Source organism: Frigoribacterium sp. NBH87 (assembly GCF_014217665.1).
Lineage (GTDB): Bacteria > Actinomycetota > Actinomycetes > Actinomycetales > Microbacteriaceae > Frigoribacterium > Frigoribacterium endophyticum.
The window spans coordinates 3,031,064-3,054,794 of sequence record NZ_CP043650.1 but is presented as its reverse complement, the minus strand read 5'-3'; the positions used below and the strand labels follow the sequence as shown (position 1 = coordinate 3,054,794).

General features: G+C 72.9%; 20 protein-coding genes. 10 read left to right on the top strand and 10 right to left on the bottom strand.

What is annotated here, in order from left to right; all coding sequences use genetic code 11:
* Positions 1 to 6: 6 nt before the first annotated feature.
* The 3 genes from F1C15_RS14250 to manA all read right to left on the bottom strand — a co-directional run bounded on the left by F1C15_RS14250 (position 7) and on the right by manA (position 2,861).
* Positions 7 to 321 carry a WhiB family transcriptional regulator gene (locus F1C15_RS14250; protein WP_305038474.1) on the bottom strand — a complete coding sequence of 105 codons (315 nt, stop codon included), beginning with the start codon at positions 319 to 321 and terminating at the stop codon, positions 7 to 9.
* Between the two features lie 349 nt (positions 322 to 670).
* Positions 671 to 1,630 (bottom strand): UDP-glucose 4-epimerase GalE, encoded by a 960-nt coding sequence (galE, locus tag F1C15_RS14245; RefSeq protein ID WP_185231962.1) that lies wholly within the window; start codon positions 1,628 to 1,630, stop codon positions 671 to 673.
* Between the two features lie 64 nt (positions 1,631 to 1,694).
* Complete coding sequence (gene manA / locus F1C15_RS14240; RefSeq protein ID WP_185231960.1) at positions 1,695 to 2,861, bottom strand: mannose-6-phosphate isomerase, class I; 1,167 nt, start codon at positions 2,859 to 2,861, stop codon at positions 1,695 to 1,697.
* 187 nt (positions 2,862 to 3,048) lie between these two features.
* Between manA and F1C15_RS14235 the strand changes: the two genes are divergently transcribed.
* Together F1C15_RS14235 and F1C15_RS14230 are read left to right on the top strand one after the other, a co-directional pair.
* Positions 3,049 to 4,245: an acyl-CoA dehydrogenase family protein gene (locus F1C15_RS14235; protein WP_185231958.1), complete on the top strand. Its 1,197-nt coding sequence runs from the start codon at positions 3,049 to 3,051 to the stop codon at positions 4,243 to 4,245.
* Positions 4,246 to 4,293: 48 nt separating this feature from the next.
* A complete protein-coding gene (locus F1C15_RS14230) occupies positions 4,294 to 5,643 on the top strand; it encodes an O-antigen ligase (protein ID WP_185231956.1) in 1,350 nt (449 codons plus the stop codon).
* Here the strand turns inward: F1C15_RS14230 and F1C15_RS14225 are convergent.
* Positions 5,633 to 6,328: a polyprenol monophosphomannose synthase gene (locus tag F1C15_RS14225; RefSeq protein WP_185234395.1), complete on the bottom strand. Its 696-nt coding sequence runs from the start codon at positions 6,326 to 6,328 to the stop codon at positions 5,633 to 5,635. The two genes, F1C15_RS14230 and F1C15_RS14225, sit on opposite strands and share 11 nt — an antisense overlap.
* Positions 6,329 to 6,475: 147 nt before the next feature.
* Here F1C15_RS14225 and F1C15_RS14220 point away from each other — a divergent pair, with 147 nt between their 5' ends.
* Entirely contained in the window at positions 6,476 to 7,780 is a 1,305-nt protein-coding gene (locus F1C15_RS14220) for an exopolysaccharide production protein (protein WP_185231954.1), read from the top strand.
* 21 nt (positions 7,781 to 7,801) lie between these two features.
* On the opposite strand, the gene F1C15_RS14215 is transcribed toward F1C15_RS14220, so the two are convergent.
* Genes F1C15_RS14215 through F1C15_RS14205 form a run of 3 tightly spaced genes read right to left on the bottom strand, consistent with a single transcriptional unit; the run spans position 7,802 to position 10,918 of the window.
* Complete coding sequence (locus F1C15_RS14215; RefSeq protein WP_185231952.1) at positions 7,802 to 9,205, bottom strand: hypothetical protein; 1,404 nt, start codon at positions 9,203 to 9,205, stop codon at positions 7,802 to 7,804.
* 7 nt (positions 9,206 to 9,212) lie between these two features.
* Positions 9,213 to 9,962, bottom strand: coding sequence for an ABC transporter ATP-binding protein (locus tag F1C15_RS14210; protein ID WP_370543598.1), 750 nt, complete (start codon positions 9,960 to 9,962; stop codon positions 9,213 to 9,215).
* A gap of 2 nt (positions 9,963 to 9,964) precedes the next feature.
* Positions 9,965 to 10,918, bottom strand: a complete 954-nt coding sequence (locus F1C15_RS14205; RefSeq protein WP_185231951.1) for an ABC transporter permease — start codon at positions 10,916 to 10,918, stop codon at positions 9,965 to 9,967.
* A gap of 175 nt (positions 10,919 to 11,093) precedes the next feature.
* On the opposite strand from F1C15_RS14205, the gene F1C15_RS14200 reads away from it, so the two are divergent.
* The 5 genes from F1C15_RS14200 (at position 11,094) to F1C15_RS14180 (ending at position 17,570) form a co-directional block, all read left to right on the top strand.
* Positions 11,094 to 11,948, top strand: a complete 855-nt coding sequence (locus F1C15_RS14200) for a glycosyltransferase family 2 protein (RefSeq protein ID WP_185231949.1) — start codon at positions 11,094 to 11,096, stop codon at positions 11,946 to 11,948.
* A gap of 92 nt (positions 11,949 to 12,040) precedes the next feature.
* Entirely contained in the window at positions 12,041 to 14,365 is a 2,325-nt protein-coding gene (locus tag F1C15_RS14195; protein WP_185231947.1) for a hypothetical protein, read from the top strand.
* Between the two features lie 43 nt (positions 14,366 to 14,408).
* Positions 14,409 to 15,425, top strand: coding sequence for a glycosyltransferase (locus F1C15_RS14190; protein WP_255465309.1), 1,017 nt, complete (start codon positions 14,409 to 14,411; stop codon positions 15,423 to 15,425).
* 16 nt (positions 15,426 to 15,441) lie between these two features.
* Entirely contained in the window at positions 15,442 to 16,404 is a 963-nt protein-coding gene (locus F1C15_RS14185) for an NAD-dependent epimerase/dehydratase family protein (RefSeq protein WP_185231945.1), read from the top strand.
* Positions 16,401 to 17,570: a glycosyltransferase family 2 protein gene (locus tag F1C15_RS14180; RefSeq protein ID WP_185231944.1), complete on the top strand. Its 1,170-nt coding sequence runs from the start codon at positions 16,401 to 16,403 to the stop codon at positions 17,568 to 17,570. Before F1C15_RS14185 ends, F1C15_RS14180 begins: the two co-directional genes overlap by 4 nt.
* 72 nt (positions 17,571 to 17,642) lie before the next feature.
* Here the strand turns inward: F1C15_RS14180 and F1C15_RS14175 are convergent, their stop codons facing one another.
* The 3 genes from F1C15_RS14175 to F1C15_RS14165 are packed head-to-tail and all read right to left on the bottom strand — an operon-like array spanning position 17,643 to position 20,883.
* Positions 17,643 to 19,115, bottom strand: a complete 1,473-nt coding sequence (locus F1C15_RS14175) for a glycosyltransferase (protein ID WP_185231943.1) — start codon at positions 19,113 to 19,115, stop codon at positions 17,643 to 17,645.
* On the bottom strand, positions 19,112 to 20,638 hold the full coding sequence (locus F1C15_RS14170) for a glycosyltransferase (RefSeq protein WP_185231942.1): 1,527 nt from the start codon (positions 20,636 to 20,638) through the stop codon (positions 19,112 to 19,114). The genes F1C15_RS14175 and F1C15_RS14170 overlap by 4 nt, the downstream gene beginning before the upstream one ends.
* A complete protein-coding gene (locus tag F1C15_RS14165) occupies positions 20,635 to 20,883 on the bottom strand; it encodes a hypothetical protein (RefSeq protein ID WP_185231941.1) in 249 nt (82 codons plus the stop codon). Before F1C15_RS14165 ends, F1C15_RS14170 begins: the two co-directional genes overlap by 4 nt.
* Before the next feature lie 156 nt (positions 20,884 to 21,039).
* Here F1C15_RS14165 and F1C15_RS14160 point away from each other — a divergent pair, with 156 nt between their 5' ends.
* Positions 21,040 to 21,606, top strand: a complete 567-nt coding sequence (locus F1C15_RS14160) for a hypothetical protein (RefSeq protein WP_185231940.1) — start codon at positions 21,040 to 21,042, stop codon at positions 21,604 to 21,606.
* Complete coding sequence (locus tag F1C15_RS14155; RefSeq protein ID WP_185231939.1) at positions 21,603 to 23,726, top strand: hypothetical protein; 2,124 nt, start codon at positions 21,603 to 21,605, stop codon at positions 23,724 to 23,726. The genes F1C15_RS14160 and F1C15_RS14155 overlap by 4 nt, the downstream gene beginning before the upstream one ends.
* Positions 23,727 to 23,731 lie beyond the last annotated feature (5 nt).

Below are 23,731 nucleotides of genomic sequence, written 5' to 3'. Positions count from 1 at the left end.
AGCGGGCTACGCGCGCTTCCGGAGCTTGCGTCGTTCGCGCTCCGAGAGGCCGCCCCAGATGCCGAAGCGCTCGTCGTTGCGGAGCGCGTACTCGAGGCACTGGGCCCGGACGTCGCACGAGGCGCAGATCTTCTTGGCATCGCGGGTGGAGCCGCCCTTCTCGGGGAAGAACGCCTCAGGGTCGGTCTGCGCGCAGAGCGAGTCGGCCTGCCAGGACAGCTGGGCCTCGTCGTCGTCGACGGCGACCTTGCGGGCCCCGGGGACGCCGAGCAGCACCGGATCGACGTGCCAGTCGTCGGGCACCCCCGCTCCGACGGCCACGGCCGCGCCGACGGACTGCCCGGCACCGATCCCGTCGACACGGTTCTCGTTGATCGCCACAGCACCTCTCCCCTCGACGTCGTCGCCCCCCGAACGGCTGCGACTCAGGCAATTACACCGGTGTAACTACACGACGTCAAGTCGAGCCCCAATAAACCCTGGACCCCCCATCGAGGGTCAAGCTCGCTCCGGCGTGTCGGGGTACGATCCGCCCTGCCCGGGTGACGTCACCCGTCCTGGGGGCACGTCGTCGCGCCCCGGGCGTGTCGCGCGCCCCCTCCGGCACGGCCCCCGAGCCCCCCGACGACGCCCGGACCGGGGAGTCGCGGGTCGGGACGAGCGCCCCGGTTCAGCTCCGGGGAGCGGCGGCCCAGGCGCTCGTGACCATGTCGAGCAGGCTGTGGCGCATGACCCAGTCGAGGTCCCGGCCGGCGAGCGCGCCGTCGGCGACGATGCGGTCGGGGTCGCCGGGGCGGCGGGGCGCCACCTCCGGCTCGAAGTCGACGCCGGTGCCCTCGCGCATCGCGTCCATGATCTCTCGGACGGACACCCCGCCTCCGGAGCCGAGGTTGTAGGCAGCCTCGACGGCCTCCCCGGCGTCGAGGCGCCGGGCCGCGGCCACGTGCGACACGGCCAGGTCAGAGACGTGGACGTAGTCGCGGACGCAGGTGCCGTCGGGCGTGTCGTAGTCGTCGCCGTTGATGCGGGGCGTGCGGCCGTCCGCCAGGGCGGCGAACACGAGGGGGAAGAGGTTGTGCGGGCTGGCGTCGTACAGCCCGGCCTCGCCGGAGCCCACGACGTTGAAGTACCGGAGGCTGGTGTGGCGCAGCCCGGCGGCCACCCCCTGGTCGCGCAGCAGCCACTCGCCGATCAGCTTGCTCTCGCCGTAGGGCGAGGCCGGCGACTTCGGGGTGCCCTCCGTGACGAGCTCGGTGGGGGGCGTGCCGTAGACCGCCGCGCTCGAGGAGAACACGACGCGGTCGACGCCCGTCTCGGCCATCGCCTCGAGGAGCCTCTGGGTACCGGTCACGTTCTGCTCGTAGGTGTGCAGCGGCCGCTGCACGGAGACGCCGGCGTACTTGTAGCCGGCGACGTGGACGACGCCCGTGACGCCGTGCGCGCGGATCGTGTCGACCAGGAGCTCGCGGTCGAGGATCGTGCCGCGGACGAAGGGGACGCCCTCGGGGACGAACGCCTCGAGGCCCGACGACAGGTCGTCGTAGACGACGGCGTCGATGCCGGCCCTCGTGAACTCGCGGACGACGTGGGACCCGATGTAGCCGGCGCCGCCGGTGACCAACCATGACATGCGGCTCAGCCTACCGAGCGCGGGAGCGGCTCCCGCCGCGGCTGGCCGCGGCCGGCCGCCCGGCTCAGGCGGGGGTCGCCACGTAGAGCTGACCGCCGCCGGTCACCGCGAGCCGGACCTCGTCGGGGGTCACGAAGGCCGACTCGCCCCGACGGAGGCGCATCGAGCCGTCCTGCCCCTTGACGACGACCTCGCCGTCGGTGACGAGGAGGATGCTCGGCCCGCCGATCTCGACGACCGCCCCCGCGCCTCCCGCGTGCACGCGGAGGAGGGCGAAGCCGACGCCGCCGGGCTCGAAGCGCTCGACGCCGGGCGCCGTCTCGACCGGCAGCAGCCGCGGCACGGGCAGCGGCTCGAACTCGAGCACGCGGAGCAGCTCGGGCACGTCGACGTGCTTGGGCGTCAGGCCGCCGCGGAGGACGTTGTCGGACGGGGCCATCAGCTCCACGCCGAGGCCGCCGAGGTACGCGTGGACGTTGCCGGCGGGCAGGAAGAGCGCCTCGCCGCGGCGGAGGGTGACGCGGTTGAGGAGGAGCGAGACGACCACGCCCGGGTCGCCGGGCCAGCGCGCTGCGAGGTCGACGACCGTGGCGACGCTCGGGCTCGGGTCGGCGACCGACGCGGCCAGCTCGCCCACCGCCGCCACGACGGCCCGCGACTCGGCGCTGCCGTCGAAGAGCCAGGCCAGGGTCGACTCCAACGACGTCGCCACGCTGCCGCGCAGGGCGTCGAGACGTCCCGTGCCCGCGTCGAGGGCGTCCACGTCGAGGATCGTCTCGGCCGGGGTGCGGAAGCCGCAGAGCGCGTCGAAGGACTCGCTCAGGGCGACGATGATCTCCGGCTTCGGGAACGGGTCCTTGTAGTTGCGCGTCGGCGAGTCGATCGGCACCCCGGCCGCCTCCTCCGCCGCGAACCCCGCCCTCGCCTGCTCGGGCGTGGGGTGCGCCTGGATCGAGAGCGGCTCGTCGGCGGCGAGCACCTTGAGCAGGAAAGGCAGCTCGCTGCGGTCGCGGCCCAGGGCCCGGGCGGGCTCGGCCGCGAACCAGTCGGCCAGGGTGTCGGCGCCGTCGACGACCGCGGGGTTCACGACGACGCTCGGGGAGCCCGGGTGCGCCCCCAGCCAGAGCTCGGCCTCCGGGCGGCCGGACGGCGCTCGGCCGAGCAGCTCGGCGATCGCTGAGCGGGAGCCCCAGGCGTAGTCGCGGGGGGTGTTGGTGATGGCGAGGAACATGCGGAGACCTGCTTGTCGACGTGGGCTTGGGCCCCCTCTACAAAGGCGTCAGGACGACCGGGGGCGTGCGTTGGTCAAAACTACCAACCCCGTTGCCGCCCCTCGGCGCCGTGCCTAGGCTCGCGTCGTCCCGAGACGGTCCGGCCAGCGTGCCGGGCCGCACCGACACGATGCAACGGAGCAACGGATGTCATCAGCGACCCTCACCTCGTTCAGCACCCTCGCGAGCGACTTCTACGGCTACGAGGCCGGTCTCAGCGACCGGGAGAAGGGCGTCCTCGCCGACCTGCGCACCTACCTCGACACCGAGGTGCGGCCGATCGTCAACGGTCACTGGGAGCGCGCGGAGTTCCCCCAACGCATCGTGAAGGGGCTCGCCGACCTCGGCATCTACGGGATGCCGTGGGAGGAGACCCGGCCGTTCGAGAACTCGGCCGTCTTCCGGGGGTGGGTCGCGCTCGAGCTCGCCCGCTGCGACGCGTCCGTGGCGACGTTCTGCGGCGTGCAGAACGGCCTGGCGATGGGCTCGATCAGCGTCGGCGGCTCGCCGGAGCAGCGCGCCGAGTGGCTCCCGCGGCTCGCCAGCGGAGAGCTCGTCGGGGCGTTCGGCCTGACCGAGCCGCTGTCGGGCTCCGACTCGGCCCAGGGCCTCCGCACGGTCGCGACCCGGGACGGCGACGACTGGGTGCTCAACGGCTCGAAGCGCTGGATCGGCAACGCCACGTTCAGCGACCTGACCATCATCTGGGCGAAGAGCGCGGAGGACGGCCAGGTGAAGGGCTTCATCGTGCCCACCTCGACCCCCGGGTACACGGCGACGAAGATCGAGGGCAAGCAGAGCCTTCGGATCGTCCAGAACGCCGACATCACGCTGGAGGACGTCCGGGTGCCCGAGAGCCTGCGGCTGCAGCAGGCGAACTCGTTCCGCGACACCGCCGCGGTGCTCCGGCTCACGCGGGCCGAGGTCGCCTGGGCGGCCGTCGGCAACATGATCGGCGCGTACGAGGCGGCCCTGGCCTACGCGGGCGAACGCGTCCAGTTCGGCAAGCCGATCGCCCGCCACCAGCTCGTCCAGGACCTGCTGGTCAAGTGCATCGGGAACATCACCGCGTCGATCGGCATGGTGGTGCGCGTCTCGCAGATGCTCGACGAGGGCGTCCAGCGCGACGAGCACGCCTCCCTCGCCAAGGCGTTCACCACCTCGCGCATGCGCGAGACCGTCGCCTGGGCCCGGGAGGTGCTGGGCGGCAACGGCATCGTGCTCGACTACGACGTCGCGCGGTACTTCGCCGACGCGGAGGCGCTCTACAGCTACGAGGGCACCCGTGAGATGAACACGCTCATCGTCGGTCGGGCGATCACCGGCCAGGCGGCCTTCGTCTGAGCGGCAGGAGAGCGGGCGACGCGCCCCCGGTCGTCTAGCCTGGTGCCCATGACGTCGACGACCCCCGTGCGCCACGACGCGTCGGCTCCCCCGGCACGCCGGAGCACGCTCTTCGCGACGCTCGTGTTCGTCGTCCTGTTCGGCGGCGACGTGCTGCGGAACGGCACGAGCTTCTGGGGCTGGGGGCTGGTCTGCGGTGCCATGGTGATCGCCGCAGCCGTGGTCGTCGTGCGGCACCCGCCCCGGCTGCGGCACCTCCCGCGCCTCCTCGCCCTCTGGCTGGTCTTCGCGGTCGCGTCGATCGCGTGGTCGCAGTACCCCGCCGCCTCGGCGATCGGCATCGGCGCCACCCTGGCCACGACCCTGGGGGCGCTCGCGGTCACCGCGTCGCTGCCCTGGCCCCTCATCGTCACCGCCCTCGGTCGTGCCCTGCGGCTGCACGTCGTGCTCTCGCTCCTCTTCGAGGTCGTCGTCGGGGCGCTCGTGCGCCAGCCGGTCTGCCCCGTCTACCTGGACTGCTCGGGCGGCGTGCCCGACGCCTTCTTCTGGTCTCGCGCCGAGCTCTTCACCGGGGGGCGCATCCAGGGGCTGCAGGGCAACAGCAACATCCTGGCGATCCTCGCGCTGCTCGCGCTGGTCGTGACCCTGGTGGAGGCGTCGTCACGGTCGGTCTCGCGCGTCACCGCCCGGGTCGGGGTCGTCTCGGCCGTGCTGGCCCTCGTCCTCACGCGCTCGGCGACCACGCTGGCCTGCGCCGTGGCCGTCGCGCTCGTGTTGCTGCTCGTCGTCGCGCTCCGCCGCACCCCGACCGCGGGGCGTCCCCGGGTCTACGGCCTCGCCGCCGTCGTCGTCGCTGTGGCGGCAGTCGCCGTCGCCGTCGCCCGGGGCCCCCTGCTGTCCCTCGCGGGACGGAGCGGCGACCTCACCGGCCGCACCGACATCTGGGCGGCCGTGCTCGACCTCGGGGTGCAGCACCCCGTGGTCGGCTGGGGCTGGGTCAGCTACTGGATCCCCTTCGCGCAGCCCTTCACCGACCTGGCCGAGCGGAACGGCGTGGTCTACCTCCAGGCGCACGACGCCTACCTCGACGTCTGGTTCCAGCTAGGCTGGATCGGCCTCGCCCTCTTCGCGCTGGTCGTCGTCGGCGTGGTCGTCCGCGCCTGGTCCTGGGCCACCGACCGCCGCGTGCTCGGCCTCGGCGTCGAGGCACCGTGGAGCGCGCTCGACCTGCTGCCCGTCCTGCTGCTCGCGGCCCTCCTCGTGCACGGCCTCACCGAGTCACGGCTCATCGTGGAGTGGGGCTGGGCGCTCTTCGTCGTGCTCGTCGTGGTGACGCGACGCGACCCCTGGGGCTGGACGGACCATGACCGGCCCGTCGCCGCCGCCGTCAGCGGCTGACGAGCCGCACGAGACGGGCGGCGCGCCGCTGCAGGCCCCACTGGGTGACCCGCAGCATGGCCTCGACCACGATGGCCTGGCTCATCTTCGACTCGCCGGCCTCACGCTCGCGGAACTCGATCGGCACCTCGACGACGCGGGCGCCCTGGTCGAGGACGCGGAGGGTCATGTCGACCTGGAAGCAATACCCCTTCGAGTCGACGCCCTGGAGGTCCATCGCCCGGACGCTCTCCGCACGGTAGGCACGGAAGCCCGCGGTGACGTCACGGAGCTGGAGGCCGAGCGCGAGTCGGGCGTAGGTGTTGCCGCCCCGGCTGAGCAGCTGGCGGCTGAGCGGCCAGTTGACGACGCTGCCGCCGGGCACCCAGCGTGAGCCGATGGCCAGCGCAGGGGCGTCGGGGGCCGAGCTCGTGACGCGCGCGAGCATGGCGGGCAGGGTCTCCGGCGGGTGCGAGCCGTCCGCGTCCATCTCGACGAGGACCTCGTAACCGCGCTCCAGGCCCCAGCCGAAGCCGAAGACGTAGGCGGCGCCGAGCCCGAGCTTGCCGGAGCGGTGCTCGACGTGGACGCGCTCGTCGGAGGCGGCCAGGGAGTCGGCGAGCTCACCGGTGCCGTCGGGACTGCCGTCGTCGACCACGAGCACGTGGGCCTCCGGCGCGGAGGCCAGGAGGCGCCCCACGATCATCCCCAGGTTCTCGATCTCGTTGTACGTCGGGATGATGACGAGGCAACCGCGGCCGGTGTGGAGAGGGGCGTTCGTAGGCGACACCCGACAACCCTAGACCACGGTGCGCGCGGCTCCGGCAGGGCCACGCCTGCCATGATGGCAGTCATGACGGCACCGGGAAGCGCGCGCGACCCCCTCCGTCGCTACCTCTCCGCGTGGATCGGGTTCTCGGCCGGAGGGCACTTCAGCCAGGCCCTCGCGGTCGCCATCGTGCTCTTCGGCTTCTCGGCGCACGTCGTCCGCACGCTGACGGGCTGGCCCGGCACGATCGCGGTGCTCGCGTCCCTCGTCGTGCTCGCCGCCCTCTCGCTGGCGGGCCAGCGCCACCACATCGAGTGGCACGGGCTCTTGCCGGTGTCGCTGATCGCCCTGTTCGGCTACTTCGCCGTCACCGTGTTTTGGAGCCAGTACACCTGGGCGACCGTCGGCGGCATCGCCTACGCCGCGGCCTTCGCGGCCCTCGGGCTGTACCTCGCCCTCGGCCGCGACCTCGTCCAGGTCATCCGCGCCGCAGGGGACGCGCTCCGCATCCTGCTGGTCGCGTCGCTGGCGCTCGAGGTGCTGAGCGGACTGCTGATCGACCAGCCGATCCGCTTCCTCGGCATCGAGGGCAACCTCGCCGAGGGCGGCCCGATCCAGGGTCTGGCCGGCACGCGGAACTTCCTCGGCTTCCTCGCCGCGCTGGGCCTCGTGACCTTCGCGACGGAGTACCTGATGCGGTCCGTGAGCCTCTCGCTGGGCCTCGCCTCGGGCTCCGTGGCCGCCCTCGCGCTCGTCTTCTCCCGGTCGCCCGTGACGGTGGTCGCGGTGGTGGCCCTCCTAGCGTCGGGGCTCGCCCTCCGCACGCTCCGTCGGGCCCCGGCGGCGCGTCGTCCGCTCCTGCAGACGACCCTGGCCGCGTCGGTGGTGGCCGGCACCGCGCTCGCCTGGGCGGCGCACGAGCGGGTGCTGGCGTTGCTCGGCGCCCGGAGCGACGTCGACGTCCGCCTGGCGCTCTGGGGCCGGCTGCGCGACCTGACCGACCTGAACCCGATCGAGGGCTCGGGCTTCGTGGGACTGTGGCCCACGAGCGTCTTCCCGTTCTCGACGCTCCTCTCCCCCACCGGGAGGCCGCACTCGACCGGTCTCGGGGTCTTCTGGGACGCGTGGTTCCAGGTCGGCCTGGTGGGCCTGCTCCTGCTGCTCGCGGCGGGCGGCCTCGCCCTCGTGCGCTCCTGGATCACCGCGTCAGCGCACCCGATCATCGCCTACGCCTGGCCCGCGCTCGTGCTCGTGCTGATCACGGTGACCGGCGTCGCCGAGAGCTACGTCCTCTTCGAGGGCACCCTCATGCTCTTCGTCGCGACCGCGACCATCTCCGCCCGGAAACGCTCCTGGCGGTCGAAGCTCGGCTCGCTGCCCCGGGCCTGACGGCCCGTCGACGACGGTCGGTCAGGGCTGCTCGACGACGGGGGCCGCCACGGCACCGTCGTGCTCCGGAGCCTCGAGCGACGGCTCACCGGGCCGCGCGGCCGCCCGCCGGATCGACCAGGCCACCGCCGCCGTGGCGGCGAGGGTCGTGGCCGCCGTGCCGGCCACCATGGCCGCGGCCAACGAGGTGCCCAGGTCGGCGCTCGAGAGGCCGAAGACCCCGAGCAGCACGACGAGGCCCACGGGCCAGACCAGCGTCGCCACGCGCTCTCGGTGGAACGCGAGCACCGCCTGCGTCAGCACCATGGTCACGATCTGCAGCACGCACGAGACCGCGAGGAGCACGAGCTGCCCGGAGGGGATGTCGTAGCCCTCGCCGAACCAGGCGAGCACCACGCCCCCCGTCAGCCAGATCAGCACCACCCACACGACGCCGAGCCCCAGCACCAGCGCGTTCCAGCCGGCGAGCGCGCGCGTCAGCGCCCGGAACCGGCCCCTCCTGGCGTCGAGGGTGAACCGGGTCAGCAGGAGCGACTGCACGGCGTTGAAGAGGAAGAGCGGCACCCGGGCCACGGCGAGGGCCGCCACGAGGCTCGCCGTGTAGGCGGTGGCCGTGCCACCGACGGACAGCTGCGCGAGCACGACGCCGACGTTGACGAAGAGCTGCAGGAGGAGCGACCCGGTGGTCAGCGCACCGAGGGCCACGAGATCGCCCGAGAGCGGGGTCGCCCGGGCGGGCACGCCCACCTGCCCGGCTGCCGCCTCCCCCGGTCCCGACCGTGCCGGACGCCGTCGAAGGCCGACCAGGGAGAGGCCCGCCGCGATCAGCGGTGACACCACCAGCACGACACCGAGGAGGCGCGGATCGGTGACGCCGCCCAGGGCGAGCGCACCGACGCCGGCGACCTTGAGCAGCCCCTCGGCGGTGAGCTCGGCGCCGTAGCGGCGGAAGCGCCCGGTGCCGGCGAGCACGCCGCGCACGGCGAACAGCACGGTCGACGCAACCAGGCCCACCGCGAAGAGGCCCACGAAGGCCGTCTCACCGGAGAAGAGCACCTGCCCGATGGGCCGGGCGGCGACCAGGAGGACGACCAGGGCGACAGCGAGGAGCGCACCCGCGAAGCCGAGGGTGCGGCGCACGACCGGCCGGGCCGAGCGCCCCAGGTCGTGGTCGCGGGCGATCCCCCGGGAGAGCATCTGCTCGACGGGCTGGAACAGGCCGACGGCGATGCCTGCCATCATCGTCCACAGCACGGAGACCGGAACGCTCGCTACCACGCCGACGACGTTGCCGACCAGGGCGAGGTAGAGGTAGTTGCAGGCACCCAGCACGACGGTGCCGGTGGTCAGGGCGACGAGCGACCCGCGCTGGCCCGTGGTGGTGACGCCGGCGTCCTCCGGGGCGCCGGGATCCCGCGTCGTCATGCGCGGATCAGGCGAAGTCGGCGCGGAGGGCCGCGACCCCCTCGACGGAGTCGCCGTCGAAGATGATCCCGCCGTGCGACAGGACGATGGCCCGGTCGCACAGGGTCTCGACCGTGCCGAGGTCGTGGGTCACGATGATGATGGTGCGGCCCTCGCGCTGGAACTGGGCGATCTTGTCGAGGCACTTGCGCTGGAACGGCTCGTCGCCGACCGCGAGGACCTCGTCGATGAGCAGGACGTCGGGGTCGACGTGTACGGCGATGGCGAAGGCGAGCCGCACGTACATGCCCGACGAGTAGAACTTGACCTGCGTGTCGATGAACTCGCCGATCTCGCTGAAGTCGAGGATCGAGTCGAAGAAGCCCTCGATCTGCTCGTGCGTGAGGCCGAGGATCGAGCCGTTCAGGAAGACGTTCTCGCGACCGGTGAGGTCGGGGTGGAAGCCCGCACCGAGCTCGAGCAACGCGGCCAGCTGTCCGCGACGCCGCACCTCGCCGGTGGTCGGCTGAAGGATGCCGCCGATCACCTTGAGCAACGTGCTCTTGCCCGAGCCGTTGGCGCCGATGAGGCCCACGGTGGTGCCGGCCTCGATGTCGATCGAGATGCCGCGGAGGGCCCAGAAGTCGTCCTTGTGCTTGTTCGACCGGGCGAGGTTGACCAGTCGCTCCTTGAGCGACTTCTCCTTCCGGATGACGAAGCGCTTGGAGACGTCGTTCATGGTGACGACCGGCACGGAGGGGGCGGTGGCAGTGGACACGATCAGATCTCCTGGGCGAAGTTGCCCTGCAGGCGGGCGAAGACACGCTGGGCGACGACCAGCAGGACGAGGCCGACCACGCCGAGGACGAGGAGGCGCAGGTCCAGGTCGGCCGGGTAGGGCTGCGGTCCGATCACGGTCCCGTCGTCCAGGGTCGTCGTCTCACTGCCCGCCTTCCAGATGCCCTTCTGGAACGCCAGGATGATATCGGTCATCGGGTTCAGCTGGTACAGGGTGACGATCCAGTCCTGCCCGCGGGCCGCCGCGCGCCCGACCACCATGCCGAACGAGTAGACGATCGGCGAGGCCCAGAACAGGATGAGCAGGGCGACCTCGACGAGGTACTGGACGTCGCGCAGGTAGACGTTCACCGCCGACAGGAACAGGGCGAACGCCAGGGCGTAGATCACCGTGAGCAGGATCGCCACGGGGACGTACAGGAGGTCCCACGAGAGCGGGAACTGGCCCAGCACGAGGACGGCCGCCATCAGGACGGCGAACTGGACGACGAAGTTGAACAGGGCGGAGCCCATCGAGGCGAGCGGGAACAGCTCGCGGGGCACGTAGACCTTCTTGATCAGCCCGGCGTTGGCGAGGATCGAGGTCGTGCCGCCGGCGATGATCTCGTTGTAGAGGCCCCAGAGGGTGAGGCCGGCGAAGACGTAGATCGCGAACTGCGGGACGGACCGGGCGGCGCCGAGGACCTGCCCCACGGCGAAGTAGTAGATCGCGAGCATCGTGAGCGGGCGGATGAAGCTCCACACGAAACCGAGCGCGCTGTCCTTGTAGCGGGCCTTGAGCTCGCGGCGGATCAGCAGGTCGAGCAGGGCACGGTGCGCCCAGATGTCGCGCACGGCGGGCGTGATGCCGCTCAGGAGGCCGCCGCTGGCGGCTCCGGCCTTCTCGAAGGGCAGCGTCGCGATGCGCTGGATCCGCACCTCGGCTTCAGTACTCACGGCTCTCCCTGCCTCTCGTCACCCGGCTGGTCGACCACCGCCGGGACGGTGGTGGAGGACGCGGCCGACGTCGGGTCGTTCTCGCGGGCCGTCCACGACAGCCCGGCGAAGCCTAACCGACCAGCCTGACTCCGTCGGTACACTCGTGCACTGGTCGAGCCAGAGAGCAGCGTCAATGTCACCCCGTCTATCCGTCGTCATCCCCGCCTTCAACAACGCCGACTACATCGCCGAGACCGTCACGTCGATCCTCGAGCAGGGCTTCGCCGACCTCGAGCTGATCATCGCCGACCACGGGTCCTCCGACGACACCTGGGGCGTCCTGCACCGCTGGTCGGACGACGATCGGGTCACGCTGCTGCGGACCCCGGCGGGCGGCGGCGCCCACGCCAACTGGAAGCGGGTCAGCGACGCCGCGACGGGCGAGTACCTCCGTCTCGTGCCCGGCGACGACGTCCTGTTCCCCGGCACCCTCGAGCAGCACGTGGCCGCCCTCGACGCCGCTCCCGGCGCCGTGCTCGCCTCGTCGCCGCGGTCGCTCGTCGACGCCTCGACGAAGACCCTGATCAGCCGCCGCGGCGCCGACTGGGGCGGCCGGGTCGTCCCGGGCTCCGAGGCCGTCCGGGCCACGGTGCGCGCGGGCACGAACGTCTTCGGAGAGCCCTTCTGCGTCACCTTCCGCCGCGACGCCTTCGTGGCCGCGGGCGGCTGGGACGACAGCTTCCCCTACTTGATCGACCAGGCCAGCTACTGCCGCGTGCTCGCTACGGGCGACGTCGTCGGCGTCCCCTCGCTCGCCGGGGGCTTCCGGCTCAGCACGACGCAGTGGAGCGTGGCGCTGGCGGCCGAGCAGTCGCGACAGGCGCGGGGCTGGCACGCCGCCGCGGCGCGGGCGTGGCCGACCGTGGTCCGGCCGCGCGACCGCCGTCTCGGCGACCTCCGGGCGCGGTTCGCCGCCCAGACCCGGCGCCTCGCGTACGTGGTCCTGAAGCGCCGCATGACGGCCGCGGCCGCCGGGTCGTCCTCGTGACGCGCGAGGGGCGGACGCTCCCGAGCGCCCCGACGACCGAGCGGTCGACGGCAGCGACCCCGACGGGACGGACCACGCCGCCGACCTCGCTGGTGGGCCGGGTCCTGGCCTGGCGCCTCCTCCCCTACCTAGTCGCGGCCGGGGGGTCGTTCGCCGCCGCGGCGGTCGCCCTGCGGCTCTGGCGGGCCGACCTCTCCGTCCCCTTCTTCTACAGCGTCGACGCCCTCGCGGTCGGGGCCCACTTCAAGACCGTCTTCGAGACCGGCTGGTACGAGCAGCAGGCCTTCCTCGGCGCCCCCTGGGGGCAGCAGTACCACGACTTCCCGACGGCCGACAACCTGCACTTCATGGTCGCCGACCTCCTCAGCCTCGTCACCGACGACTGGGCCACGGCCATGAACACGTACTACCTCGTCGGCTTCGTGCTGGCCGGCGTGACCGGGTACTGGTTCCTCGCGACGGTCGGCGTGCGACCCGTCGTGGGGGTCGTGCTCGCGGTGCTGTTCTCCGTCGCGCCGTACCACTTCTACCGTGCCGAGCAGCACCTCTGGCTCGGGTCGTACTACCCCCTGCCCCTCGCGCTGGGCGTCGTCTGGTGGGTGGCCCGCGGCGAGCCCGTGTGGACCGCCCGCGCCGGCTCCGGCCCACGGCTGCTCCGCCTCCTCACCGGCCGCGGCGCCTTCGCGGCCGTCGCGTTGGCCGTGATGGCCACGGGGTCGACCTACTACGCCGTGTTCACCGTGGTGCTCCTCGTCTTCGCGGGCGCCGCCTCCTCCTGGCGCCACCGCTCGTGGCGTCGGCTCGGCGGTGCGGTCGTCACGACGGTCGTCGTCGTCGGCGCCGTCGTCGCCAACATGCTGCCCGACGTGCTCTGGAGCCGCGAGAACGGGGCCAACCCCTCCGGCCTCACCCGGGGCCAGGGCGAGGTCGAGACCCAGTCGCTGAAGCTCGCCCAGCTGCTGATGCCGGTGCCCGGCCACCACGTCGACGCCCTCGCCGGCGTGCGCGCGGAGTACGACTCGGTGTACCCCCTGATCTCGGAGAACCCGGCCCTCGGCCTGGTCGCGGCCGTGGGCCTCGTGACCCTCCTCGCGGTGGCCGTCACGAGCCTCCTCGCCCGCCGCCGGGCCACCGACGTCGCGAGCGTCGCGTCGGGTCGCCTGCAGGCCCTCGAGACCCTCGCCGGACTGGCCGTCGTGAGCCTCCTGTTCTCGGTCGTCGGGGGCTTCCCCACCTTCATCTCGTTCTTCACGTCGAGCCTCCGCGGCTGGAACCGCTTCTCGATCATCATCGCGCTGCTCTCCCTCGCGGCGGTCGGCCTCGTCGTCGACCTGCTCCTCGCGCGCCTCGCGGGCACGAGCCGCGTCGCCCGGACGGACGCGGTCGGGGCGACGACGGAGACCGCCGGAGCGCGCCCCGCCCGACCCGCTCGACGGCGCCTCGCCTCCGTGGCCGGCGTCGTCGTCGCGGCGGTGCTGCTCTGCGGCGGCTTCTACGACCAGACGACGGCGGCCGACATCCCGCCGTACGCCCAGGTCGCCGACGAGTACCGCGCCGACGCGGCGTGGATCGACCAGGTCGAGGACATCGTGGGGGCCGGCGCGAGCATCGTGCAGTTCCCCTACGTCGACTTCCCCGAGGCCCTCTCCGAGAGCGGCCTGTACTACACCGAGCAGCTCCGGCCCTACCTGCACTCGGACGACCTGCACTGGTCCGCCGGCGGGATCAAGGGCCGACCCACGACGCAGTGGCCCGCCACGCTCTCCCAGTACGACGGGCGCAGCATCATGGAGCAGCTCGCGGGCATCGGCTTCGCCGCCGTCCACGTCGACCGCAGCGCGTACCTCGACGGAGGCGAGGCCGTCGAAGCCGAGCTGGCGACCGCCACGGGCGGACCGAGCCTGGTCTCGGCCGACGGGACCAAGGCGCTCTACCTCGTGCCCGCCGACCTCCGCACGGCCGCCGAGGGCCTCGACGCCGCGCAGCGCGACGACCTGCTGACCCGCGTCGCCGACCCCGTCGTCACCCAGCGTGCCGACGGCGAGTTCGGCGTCGACGCGAGCGACCCCGACGACGTCGTGCTGCAGACGCTCCGGGCGCCCTCGACCCTCACCCTGCTGAACGACCGGGGCGAGGAAGCGCGGGTCGTCGTCCGTCTGGAGCTCGGCACCCGGCAGGGCGCGACGAGCGTCGTCGTCTCGGGGCCAGGGCTCGACCGGCCGGTGGTCGTCCCCCTCGTCGACGGCCGGGCGGACCTCGACCTCGAGGTGACCGCGCCCGCGGGCACCAGCTCGCTCACGGTGGCGGGCAGCACCGACGACGGAGCGACCCTGATCGACCTGCCGGGCGGGGCGACGGTGGGCGCCACCGTGGCCGTGCTCGACCCCGAGCTCGTCGACCTGGACCTCGGCCGGTGAGCGCCCGCCTGGCCGCGGGACGCCGGTGGTAGGGTCCTTGACCGTGTCGAGTGCGTCCGAAGTCATCGTCAGCCCGGCTCACCGGATCTCCGTCGTGGTGCCCGTCTACCAGGGCGAGAAGACCCTGGCCGCCCTCGTCGACGAGATCACGGCCCTCGCCTCCGAGCGTGCGACCCCGGCGGGTCACCGGCGCGAGGTCACCGAGGTGTTGCTCGTCCACGACAACGGGCCCGACGCCTCCGACCGCGTCATCCGCGACCTCGAGTCGACCCACGACATCGTCCGGGGCGTGTGGCTGAGCCGCAACTTCGGCCAGCACGCCGCGACGCTGGCCGGCATGGCGTCGACCGGCGGCGACTGGATCGTGACCCTCGACGAGGACGGGCAGCACGACCCGGCCTACATCGACTCGATGCTCGACACCGCCATGGCCGAGCAGGCCGCCCTGGTCTACGCGCGGCCCGAGAACGCGGCCCCGCACGGCCTGCTCCGCAACGCCGCCTCCAAGGGAGCCAAGGTCGTCCTCCGCGCCGTCTTCGGCGACGGCGACGCCTCGGTCTTCCAGAGCTACCGTCTGATCCTCGGCGACGTCGGCCGCAGCGTCTCCGCCTACGCGGGCTCCGGCGTGTACCTCGACGTGGCCATCAGCTGGGTCACCCGGCGCGTGACGACGAGCCCGGTCCGCCTCCGCGACGAGGGCGACCGGACCAGCGGGTACTCGCTCCGCAAGCTCCTCTCGCACTTCTGGCGCATGGTCCTGACCTCCGGCACCCGGGGGCTCCGCGTGGTGAGCGTGCTGGGCGTCGTCCTGGCCGTGCTCGGGCTGCTGTTCGCGCTGTACGTGGTCGTCGCGACCCTCTCGGGCCGTGAGCTGGAAGCCGGCTGGTCGTCGACGATCGTCGTCGTGCTGCTGTCGACCGGCGCCATCCTCTTCTCGCTCGGCATCGTCGCGGAGTACATCGGCGTCGCCGTCAACATGGCGATGGGCCGTCCGTCCTACCTCATCGTGAGCGACCCCGGGCGCGGCCCGCTCGGGCGACGGACCCCGGCCGACCAGTGACCCGAGCGGCCCGCGCGTGACCAGCTCGCCCACGACGTCCCGGCACCGGTACTTCGTGGTGGGAGCCGGTGGGCTCCTCGGCGGGGCCGTCGTGACGCAGCTGGCCCGCCGTCCGGGCGCAGAGGTGGTGACCGCGGTCGTCCCGTGGCACGACGAGGACGACTCGGTCGCCGCGCTCGCCGAGCAGTTCCGAGCCGTCGCCTCGGGGCCCTATGCCTGGTCGCTGGTGTGGTGCGCCGGAGCGGGCGTCGTCGCGAGCGGCCCCGCCGCCCTGGCACAGGAGCACCGCGTGGTCGAGGCCTTCCTCGCCCGAGCGGCCCACGAGCTCGGCGAGACCGGGACCGCCTCCCGCGGAACGGCCTTCGTCGCGTCGTCGGCCGGCGGCGTGTACGCCGGGTCCGCCGCACCCCCGTTCGACGAGCGCACCCGGCCAGAGCCCCTCGCCCCCTACGGCTGGAACAAGCTCCGGGTGGAGGAGGCGTTCGAGCACTGGGCCGGCGTCACCGGCGTGCCCGTCGTCGTGGGTCGGTTCGCCAACATCTACGGGCCCGGGCAGGACCTCGGCAAGGCCCAGGGCCTGGTCTCCCAACTCTGCCTAGCCCACCTCGAGGGGCGGCCGTCGTCGATCTACGTGCCGATGGACACGATCCGCGACTACCTCTTCGTCGACGACGCCGCGTCGATGACCCTCGACGCCCTGGACCGCGCGACGACCGTGGCCGCCGGCACCGTCGTGACCAAGATCCTCGCGTCGGGGCTCGGCATCACGATCGGGGCCCTCATCGCGGAGCTGCAGCGCGTCGTCGGGCGGCGGCCCCGCGTCGTCTGGGGCAGCCACGCCTCGGCCTCGCGCCAGGCCCTGGACCTCCGGTTCCGCTCCGTCGTCTGGCCGGAGCTCGACGCCCGCATGCTCACCCCCGTCGCGGCCGGCATCCACCGGACCGTGCTCTCGCTCCAGGAAGGCAGGAGGAGCTCGTGACCGATCACCGGCCCCCGACCGGACCAGTGCCGCCGGGGCACGACCGCCACCGGATCGGCCTGCCGACCAGCGACTCCCCCGTGGCCTCCGTCGTCGTGCTCGCGTGGCGCCTCGGCGAGCCGCTCGTGGCCTGCCTCGAGGCGCTGGCCGCGCAGCGTGACGCGCCGCCCTTCGAGGTCGTGCTCGTGCTCAACGGCGCCTCCGGCGAGGCCCGGGCGGCGGCTGCGCGCGTGGACGGCGCCGTCGTCGTCGACCTGCCGGAGAACGCCGGCTTCGGCGGCGGCTGTGCCGCGGGCGCGACGGCGGCCCGAGGGCGGGCGCTCGTCCTCCTCAACGACGACGCCGTGGTGGCGCCCACCTGGCTCGCCGCGCTGCACGCCCGTGCCCGGGCCGACGACCGTCCCGTCGCCGTCGGGAGCCTGCTCCTCGGCGCGGACGGGAGGGTGCAGGAGGCGGGGTGTCGCATCCTGCCGGACGCCGGAACCGTGCCGCGGGGCCGCGGCCTCACGGAGGACGAGGCCCGTGCCGCCGACCTGCTGCGGTCACGTCCCGTCGACTACTGCTCGGCCGCTGCGCTCTGGGTCGACCGCGAGACCTTCGACCGGGTGGGCGGCTTCGACGAGCTCTTCGCCCCGGCCTACTACGAGGACGTCGACCTCCAGCTCCGCCTCCGGGCGACAGGGCGGCCCGTCGTCGTCGAGCCCGCGGCGGTGGCGGCCCACCTCTCCGGGGCGTCGACCGACTCCGTGCCGCTCTACCGGGAGTTCCTGGGCCACCGCAACGGGACGCTCTTTGCCCGTCGCTGGGCCGACACGCTGGCCGCCGTCCCCGCCGAGCGGACGGACGGGGACGACCCCCTGGAGGTCCTCCCGCCCGACCTCGGAGCGGCCCCGGCGACGGACGGCGACGACGCCCACCCGGCGGTGGCCGCGGACTACGTCCGGTGGCTCGCCGCCGAGGTGGCACGGCTGAGGAGCGAGGCGGTCGGAGCTGCCGTGCAGCTCGGCGAGCTGGACGAGATCCGCACCGAGCTGTCACGCCTCCAGGCCGAGCACCACGAGACGGCGCAGGCCAGCCACGCCATGCTGCAGCACATCGAGCACCTCGAGGCGCAGGGGCCCCTCGAGGCTCTCCGGTCGCGCTGGCACGCTCAGCACGACCGGTGACGGGCGGGCCCCCGACCTCACGGTCGGGGGCCCGCCGCGGGGCGCGGCGCCGTCGGCGGACCGCGACGACCGTCACTCCCCGGCGACGAGCCTCCACAGGTCGGCCGCGTAGTCGTCCCAGGTGGGGCGCGGCATGTCGGCCGACTGCGCGACGAGCTCGACGTGGAGCTCGTCGTCGCTGAAGAGGCGCCCCATGGCACGCGACATCTCGAGCGGCGAGTGCGGGTCGACGACGAGGGCCCCGTGGCCCTCGCCGAGCTCCCGCATGCTGCCGAAGTCGCTGGTCACGACCGGCACGCCGCTGACGAGCGACTCGACAACAGGCAGCCCGAAGCCCTCGTTGACGCTGCAGAAGACGCTGAAGCGGGCCATCCGGTAGAGGCTCCACACGACGTCGTCGCCGACGCCGGACAGCATCTGCACCGACCGGCCCTTGCGCCGCAGGCGCCGCACCATCTCCTGGAACTCGCCGTCGCCCCAGGCGTTGCCGCCGACGAGGACCAGCGTGAAGTCATGGCCTGCGCGCCAGTTGAGCTCCGCGGCGGTGAGCAGCGCCAGGTGGTTCTTGCGGGGTTCGTGGCTGCCGACCGACAGCACGACCGTCGCGCCGACGAGGCCGAGCTCGGAGCGGACCCGCTCGACGACGTCGTCGTCGACGGCGCCGACCTGCGCGGGCAGGGAGACGGTCTCGATGTGGGGAGGGACGAGCCCTGCGCCCGGCAGCATGGCCGACCAGCCGGTGTACTCGGTGAAGGCGGCGCTCGAGATGGGCGCGATCGCGTCGAAGGTCGACAGGGTCGCGAGGTACTCCGAGAAGGCTCCCGGCATGCCGGGGCCGCTCGTCTCGGCCGTCGTGACGGGGATGCAGTCGTAGCCGATGGCCACGGCGCGGCGCGTCCCGAAGCGGACGACGGACCGCACGCTCGCGGTCCGCTCGGCGGCCACGGTGATCTCCGGCAGGACGAAGGTCGCGTCGAAGGGGACGATGACCGTCCCCGCGGCGACGGTCTCGACCTCGCCGGCGCCCTCGAGCAGCACCCGTCCCGTCTCGTGGTCGGTGAGGGCTGCGAGGTGACGGCCGGTGACGTCCCACGCGGCGAGCAGCACGCGGTGGTCCCGGGTCCAGCGCGTGACGGTCTCGCGGGCCACGCGTTGGATCCCCGTCGTGAAGGAGCTGCGGCTCGTGTCGGTGACGTCCATCACGACGGTGTCGACGATCACGAAGGGACGCGCGGCACCGTGCACGACGCTGCCGCGGCGGTACTCCTCGGTCAGCGGGGCGCTGAGTCCCTCGACGCGCCAGCGTCGCGTGAACTCGACGACGCGCGAAACGGCGGGGATGCGGCGGTGCAGCAGGGCGAGCACGAGGTACGACAGGCGGTCGCTCGCCTCGCCGAGGTCACGAGACAGGGCGTCGACGAGCTCGTCACCGGCGAGGAGGTCCCAGTCGACCGGGGCCGAGGAGGCGCGGCGACCGGCCGCCCGGAGGGCCTCGTCGTGCGAGGGGCGGACCTTCGTCCGGCGCGGGATGGTCAGGAAGTTCACGCGGCGACCGCCGTCCAGATCTCGTCGGCGTAGGAACGCCAGGTCTTCGCCGTCTGGGCTGCGATCTCGTCGAGCAGACGGCGGTGCTCGTCGTCGTCGGTCAGGAGGACGCGCATGGCGTCCACGATGGCCGTGTCGTCGCGGGGGTCGACCTGCAGGCAGCCGCCCTCGCGAGCGATCTCGTCGAGGCTGCCGAAGTCGCTCGTGATGACCGGCACGCCGAGCGCCAACGACTCGGCCACGGGAAGGCCGAAGCCCTCGTGCAGCGACACGAAGACCGTGAAGCGGGCCGCGCCGAAGAGGGCCCAGAGCTCGCGGTCGCCGAGCCGTCGGTGGGACTCGACCTCCATGCCGGAGGCCGAGAGCTTGGCGACGTGTCGATCGAACGACAGGGTCGCGAGACGGCTCCCGCCGCCGACGAAGACGATGCGGAACCGGTGCCCCTCGCGGTGCAGCAGCTCCGCGGCGAAGAGCGTCGCGTCCTGGTTCTTGCGGGGCTCGTGGCTGCCGACGCAGAGCACCACGGGCACGTCGCCCTCGACCGGCGACACGGCGGCCGCGGCCTCGCGGGCGACGGCGGGCACCTCGGTCGCCAGGGTGACGGCGGAGACCGCGGGACCGGTGAGGCCCTGGCTCGGCAGGGTCGACACGAAGCCCCGGAACTCGTCGGCCGCGGACACGCTGATGCCGTACACGCGCCGGGCGTGCTTCACGATGGTGAGGTAGTGGGCGAACCGCTCGGACTCCGGTGCGGGCACCGTGTCGGCGCTCACCAGCGGGATGGCGTCGTAGCCGATCATGTCGACCGCCGTCCCCGACCAGCGGGCGATCGAGGTGAGCACGTCGCAGACGTGGAAGGCGGGGACCTCGGCGACGAGCAGGGAGGTGCGCCACGGGACGAGGACGTGCTCACGGCGCAGCTGGGTGTCGGTGAGCACGGGGTCGTCGCTCTTCTCGAACTGGCGGTCGTTCCACCGGAGGACACGGTCGCGCTGGGGCGCGGTCAGCTCGCGGTAACCGGTGCTGTCCTGGTTCCAGGCGACGAGCCGGTGCTCGCCGGCCCGCTCGGACCACTCGGGCACCATGTGCCGGACCACGCGCTGGATGCCCGTGTTGTGCTCGTACTTCGCGCAGAAGTCGACGTCGACGAGCACCTCGTCGGTGACGAGCTCGAGCGTGCGGAGCCCGGAGTGGATGCGGGCCTGCACGTCCATCGTGCGCTCCAGCACGACCAGCATCGCCGTGGCGGGCGTCGCGAGGAGGAGCGCGCGGCGGAGCGCGGCGAGGTCCGTGGTCGACGGGAAGGTCGCCGTCACGCCCACGAAGAGCAGCCAGGCCGCAGCCGGGTCGCCGCCGCCGTGCACCTCCCGGGCGAGGCGGTCGAGGGCCTCCGCCGGCGGGAGCCCGGTGACGTCGACCCCCAGGGCCGGCGCCACGACGGCCAGGCGAGCGCCGAGGGCGTCACGGAGGGCGTCGACGTCGTCGGACACCGTCTCGGTCAGCCCCGTTCCGAGGGCCCTCATCGGCGACCCAGGCGCCGGGCGACCTCGACCGCGACGAGGCGGCCCGTGGGCACGACGCCGATCTCGCCGGCGCGGCGCGACACGGTGCGCACTGCCCGGAGCGGGCGCGTGACCCGCCAGGAGAAGGTCTGCTGGATGCCCCGCAGCGCATCGGTGACGTTCGACGTGACCGTGAGCCAGTCGTCGAGGACGGCCTCCCGCAGTTCTTCCAGGTCTCTCTCGGCGGTCGACTTCTCTTGCTCCATGGTCCGTCCTCCGTCTCGGCACTCGCGCGCGGGCCGCACGGGAGCCCCGGGTGGAGCTGAGCGCGGACGCGGCGTGGCCCCGTCGGGCTGAGTGCCCGGTTAGCCTATCGTGTGGACACGAGGGGCGGAGCAGGGCCGCCCCGGAATGAGCAGGTCATGAAGAGAGCCTCCGTCATCGGGTGGAGCGTCGCCGCGGGGGGCGTCGTGGTCGTCGGCGTCGTCGCGTGGGCGGTGCTCACGCTGTCCGACGACCCGCCGTCCTCGAGCCCGTCGGCGACCTCGTCCTCGAGCCCGACGCCCGGCGGCTCCGTCTCGGACGACGTGCCGGGGTCGCCCGTCACCACCACGCCCCCGACGAGCCCGGGCTCGTCCGCCTCGTCTGCTCCGGCTCCCGACCCGGCGCCCGACCCGGCTCCGTCGCTCGCCGCCGTCGTGCCGCTCGTCACGTTCGACCAGTGGGACGCCGGGAGCGGCACCCTCACCGTCGGCGCCACCGTGCCCGGCGTCGTCGAGGCCGGGGGCACCTGCAGCGTCACGGCACGGAACGGCGGCCTGACGGTCGACGGCTCGTTCGCCGCCGTCGCGTCCGCGAGCAGCACCGATTGTGGGTCGATGGCCCTCCAGAGCAGCACCTTCACGCCCGGGACCTGGTCGGTGAGCGTCACGTACGCCTCCGCGACCTCGACCGGCTCCGTCGACGACTACGAGGTCACCATCCCATGACACGTCCCTCCCGCCTCCTCGCCCTCGTGACCGTGGTCGCCACCGCAGCCGCCCTGCTCGTCGGGGTCTCCTCCGTCACCGCCGGACCGGCCGCCGCGGCCGGGGACGCCCGGCAGTTCAACCCCGGCAACATCATCTCCGACGACACCTTCTTCAACTCGGCGTCCATGAACGTCGACAGCATCCAGGCGTTCCTCAACGCGCAGGTCGTCACCTGCCGCGGCACGAACGGCCAGCCCTGCCTGAAGGACTACGTGCAGTCGACGACCTCGCGCGCGGGCGACGCCTACTGCTCAGCCATCGACGGTCGTGCGAACGAGAGCGCCGCGTCGATCATCCAGCGGGTCGGCAGCGTCTGCGGCATCAACCCCCAGGTGCTGCTCGTCATGCTGCAGAAGGAGCAGGGCCTGGTGCAGTCCACCAGCCCGACGGCCACCGCTTACAAGATCGCCATGGGCTACGGCTGCCCGGACACGGCCCCGTGCGACACCGCCTACTACGGCTTCTTCAACCAGGTCTGGAACGCGGCCCACCAGTTCCAGCGCTACACGAAGACGAGCTCGTCGTGGAGCTACCAGCCCCGCCGCACGAACAACATCTACTACCACCCCAACGCGGCCTGCGGCACGAAGAGCGTCTACATCGAGAACCAGGCGACGGCCAACCTCTACCTCTACACGCCCTACACGCCGAACGCCGCGGCGCTCGGTGCCGGGTACGGCACGGGCGACTCCTGCAGCGCCTACGGCAACCGCAACTTCTACCTGTACTTCACCGACTGGTTCGGCAACCCCTCCAACTGGCTCCAGTCGGCGTCGTTCGAGGGCGGGTCGGTCGCGGGCTGGAACTGGAGCAACGGCCCGATCAACCGCCTGGCGGTCTCGGACCCCCGCGCGAAGGACGGCAACTGGTTCCTCGCCGCGAACACGAGCGCGGCCGGTCGCGCGGTCACGCAGGACGTCGCCCGGCCGACCCGGGTCGGCGAGCAGGCGACGGTCACGGTCCAGCTCCGGTCCGAGGGCGCGACGCCGTTCACCGGCAAGGTCGTGGTCTGGGGCCTCGGCGGAGCGAGCGAGCACGCCGAGCAGTCGTTCGCCGTCGGACCGGAGTGGACGCCGGTGACGGTGCGGCTCCCCGTGGAGGACAGCGACCACTCGACCATCCGCCTCGACGTCTACATGACGTCCACCGACACGACCCTCTGGATGGACGGCACGTCGATGACGTTCGGTGCGGCGCCGGTCAAGCACAACCGCCTCTCGCACCCGTCGTTCGAGGGCAGCTTCGCCAACTGGGTGCCGGGCTACGGCTTCGTGAACCAGCAGATCTACGACCAGCCCTCCCTCGCGAAGGACGGCTCGTGGTTCGCCGCGTCGAACACCCCGGTCGCGGGGCGGAGCTTCGCCCAGTACACCGACGTCACGCACGTGTCGGGCGACCGCTGGACGCTCTCGATGTGGCTCCGGTCCGCGAGCGGCGCCCCGTTCTCGGGACGCCTCGCCCTGTGGAGCTTCGGCTCGAGCGACCGTGTCGCCGTCGTCCCCTACACGGTGAGTGGCCAGTGGACGCAGGTGTCGGTGACGGTCGACGTCGGCGACACGAACGTCAGGAGCCTGAAGAGCGAGCTCTACATGGACACCACCGGCGACACGGTCTGGCTCGACGACGCGAGCCTGACGCGGAACGTCCTGCCGAACGGCTCCTTCGAGGGCCCGAGCGCCTCGGGCTGGACGCGCAGCGCCGACGCCGTGAACTTCGCCGTGTACGGCCGCGCGCAGGGGACCCCGGGGCACGGCGACGCCTTCGCCGCGACCAACACCAGCGTCGCCGGGACCTCCCTGTGGAGCGCGGCCTCGCTCACCCCGACGGTCGGCGACGACTACACCGCCCAGGTGCTCGTCCGCTCGGGGTCGGGCCAGCCGTTCTCCGGCCGCCTCGCCCTCTGGGCCCTCGGCGGTACGTCAGAGGTGGCGGTGGTGCCGTTCACGTCCACCTCCGAGTGGACCTCCGTGTCCGTGCCGTTGACCGTCGCCCGGGACGGCCACACCTCGCTCCGCCTCGAGATCTACGAGGACACCCCCGGGGCCACGCTCCACCTCGACGGCGCACAGCTCCGCTGAGCGGC

Bases quoted from the DNA above. Each gene is read 5' to 3' on its own strand.
- F1C15_RS14230 (WP_185231956.1), top strand. From the start codon at position 4,294: ATGACGTCGACGACCCCCGTGCGCCACGACGCGTCGGCTCCCCCGGCA.
- F1C15_RS14220 (WP_185231954.1), top strand. From the start codon at position 6,476: ATGACGGCACCGGGAAGCGCGCGCGACCCCCTCCGTCGCTACCTCTCC.
- F1C15_RS14155 (WP_185231939.1), top strand. From the start codon at position 21,603: ATGACACGTCCCTCCCGCCTCCTCGCCCTCGTGACCGTGGTCGCCACC.
- F1C15_RS14165 (WP_185231941.1), bottom strand. From the start codon at position 20,883: ATGGAGCAAGAGAAGTCGACCGCCGAGAGAGACCTGGAAGAACTGCGG.
- F1C15_RS14225 (WP_185234395.1), bottom strand. From the start codon at position 6,328: ATGATCGTGGGGCGCCTCCTGGCCTCCGCGCCGGAGGCCCACGTGCTC.
- F1C15_RS14160 (WP_185231940.1), top strand. From the start codon at position 21,040: ATGAAGAGAGCCTCCGTCATCGGGTGGAGCGTCGCCGCGGGGGGCGTC.
- F1C15_RS14215 (WP_185231952.1), bottom strand. From the start codon at position 9,205: ATGACGACGCGGGATCCCGGCGCCCCGGAGGACGCCGGCGTCACCACC.
- galE (WP_185231962.1), bottom strand. From the start codon at position 1,630: ATGTCATGGTTGGTCACCGGCGGCGCCGGCTACATCGGGTCCCACGTC.
- manA (WP_185231960.1), bottom strand. From the start codon at position 2,861: ATGTTCCTCGCCATCACCAACACCCCCCGCGACTACGCCTGGGGCTCC.
- F1C15_RS14235 (WP_185231958.1), top strand. From the start codon at position 3,049: ATGTCATCAGCGACCCTCACCTCGTTCAGCACCCTCGCGAGCGACTTC.
- F1C15_RS14170 (WP_185231942.1), bottom strand. From the start codon at position 20,638: ATGAGGGCCCTCGGAACGGGGCTGACCGAGACGGTGTCCGACGACGTC.
- F1C15_RS14200 (WP_185231949.1), top strand. From the start codon at position 11,094: ATGTCACCCCGTCTATCCGTCGTCATCCCCGCCTTCAACAACGCCGAC.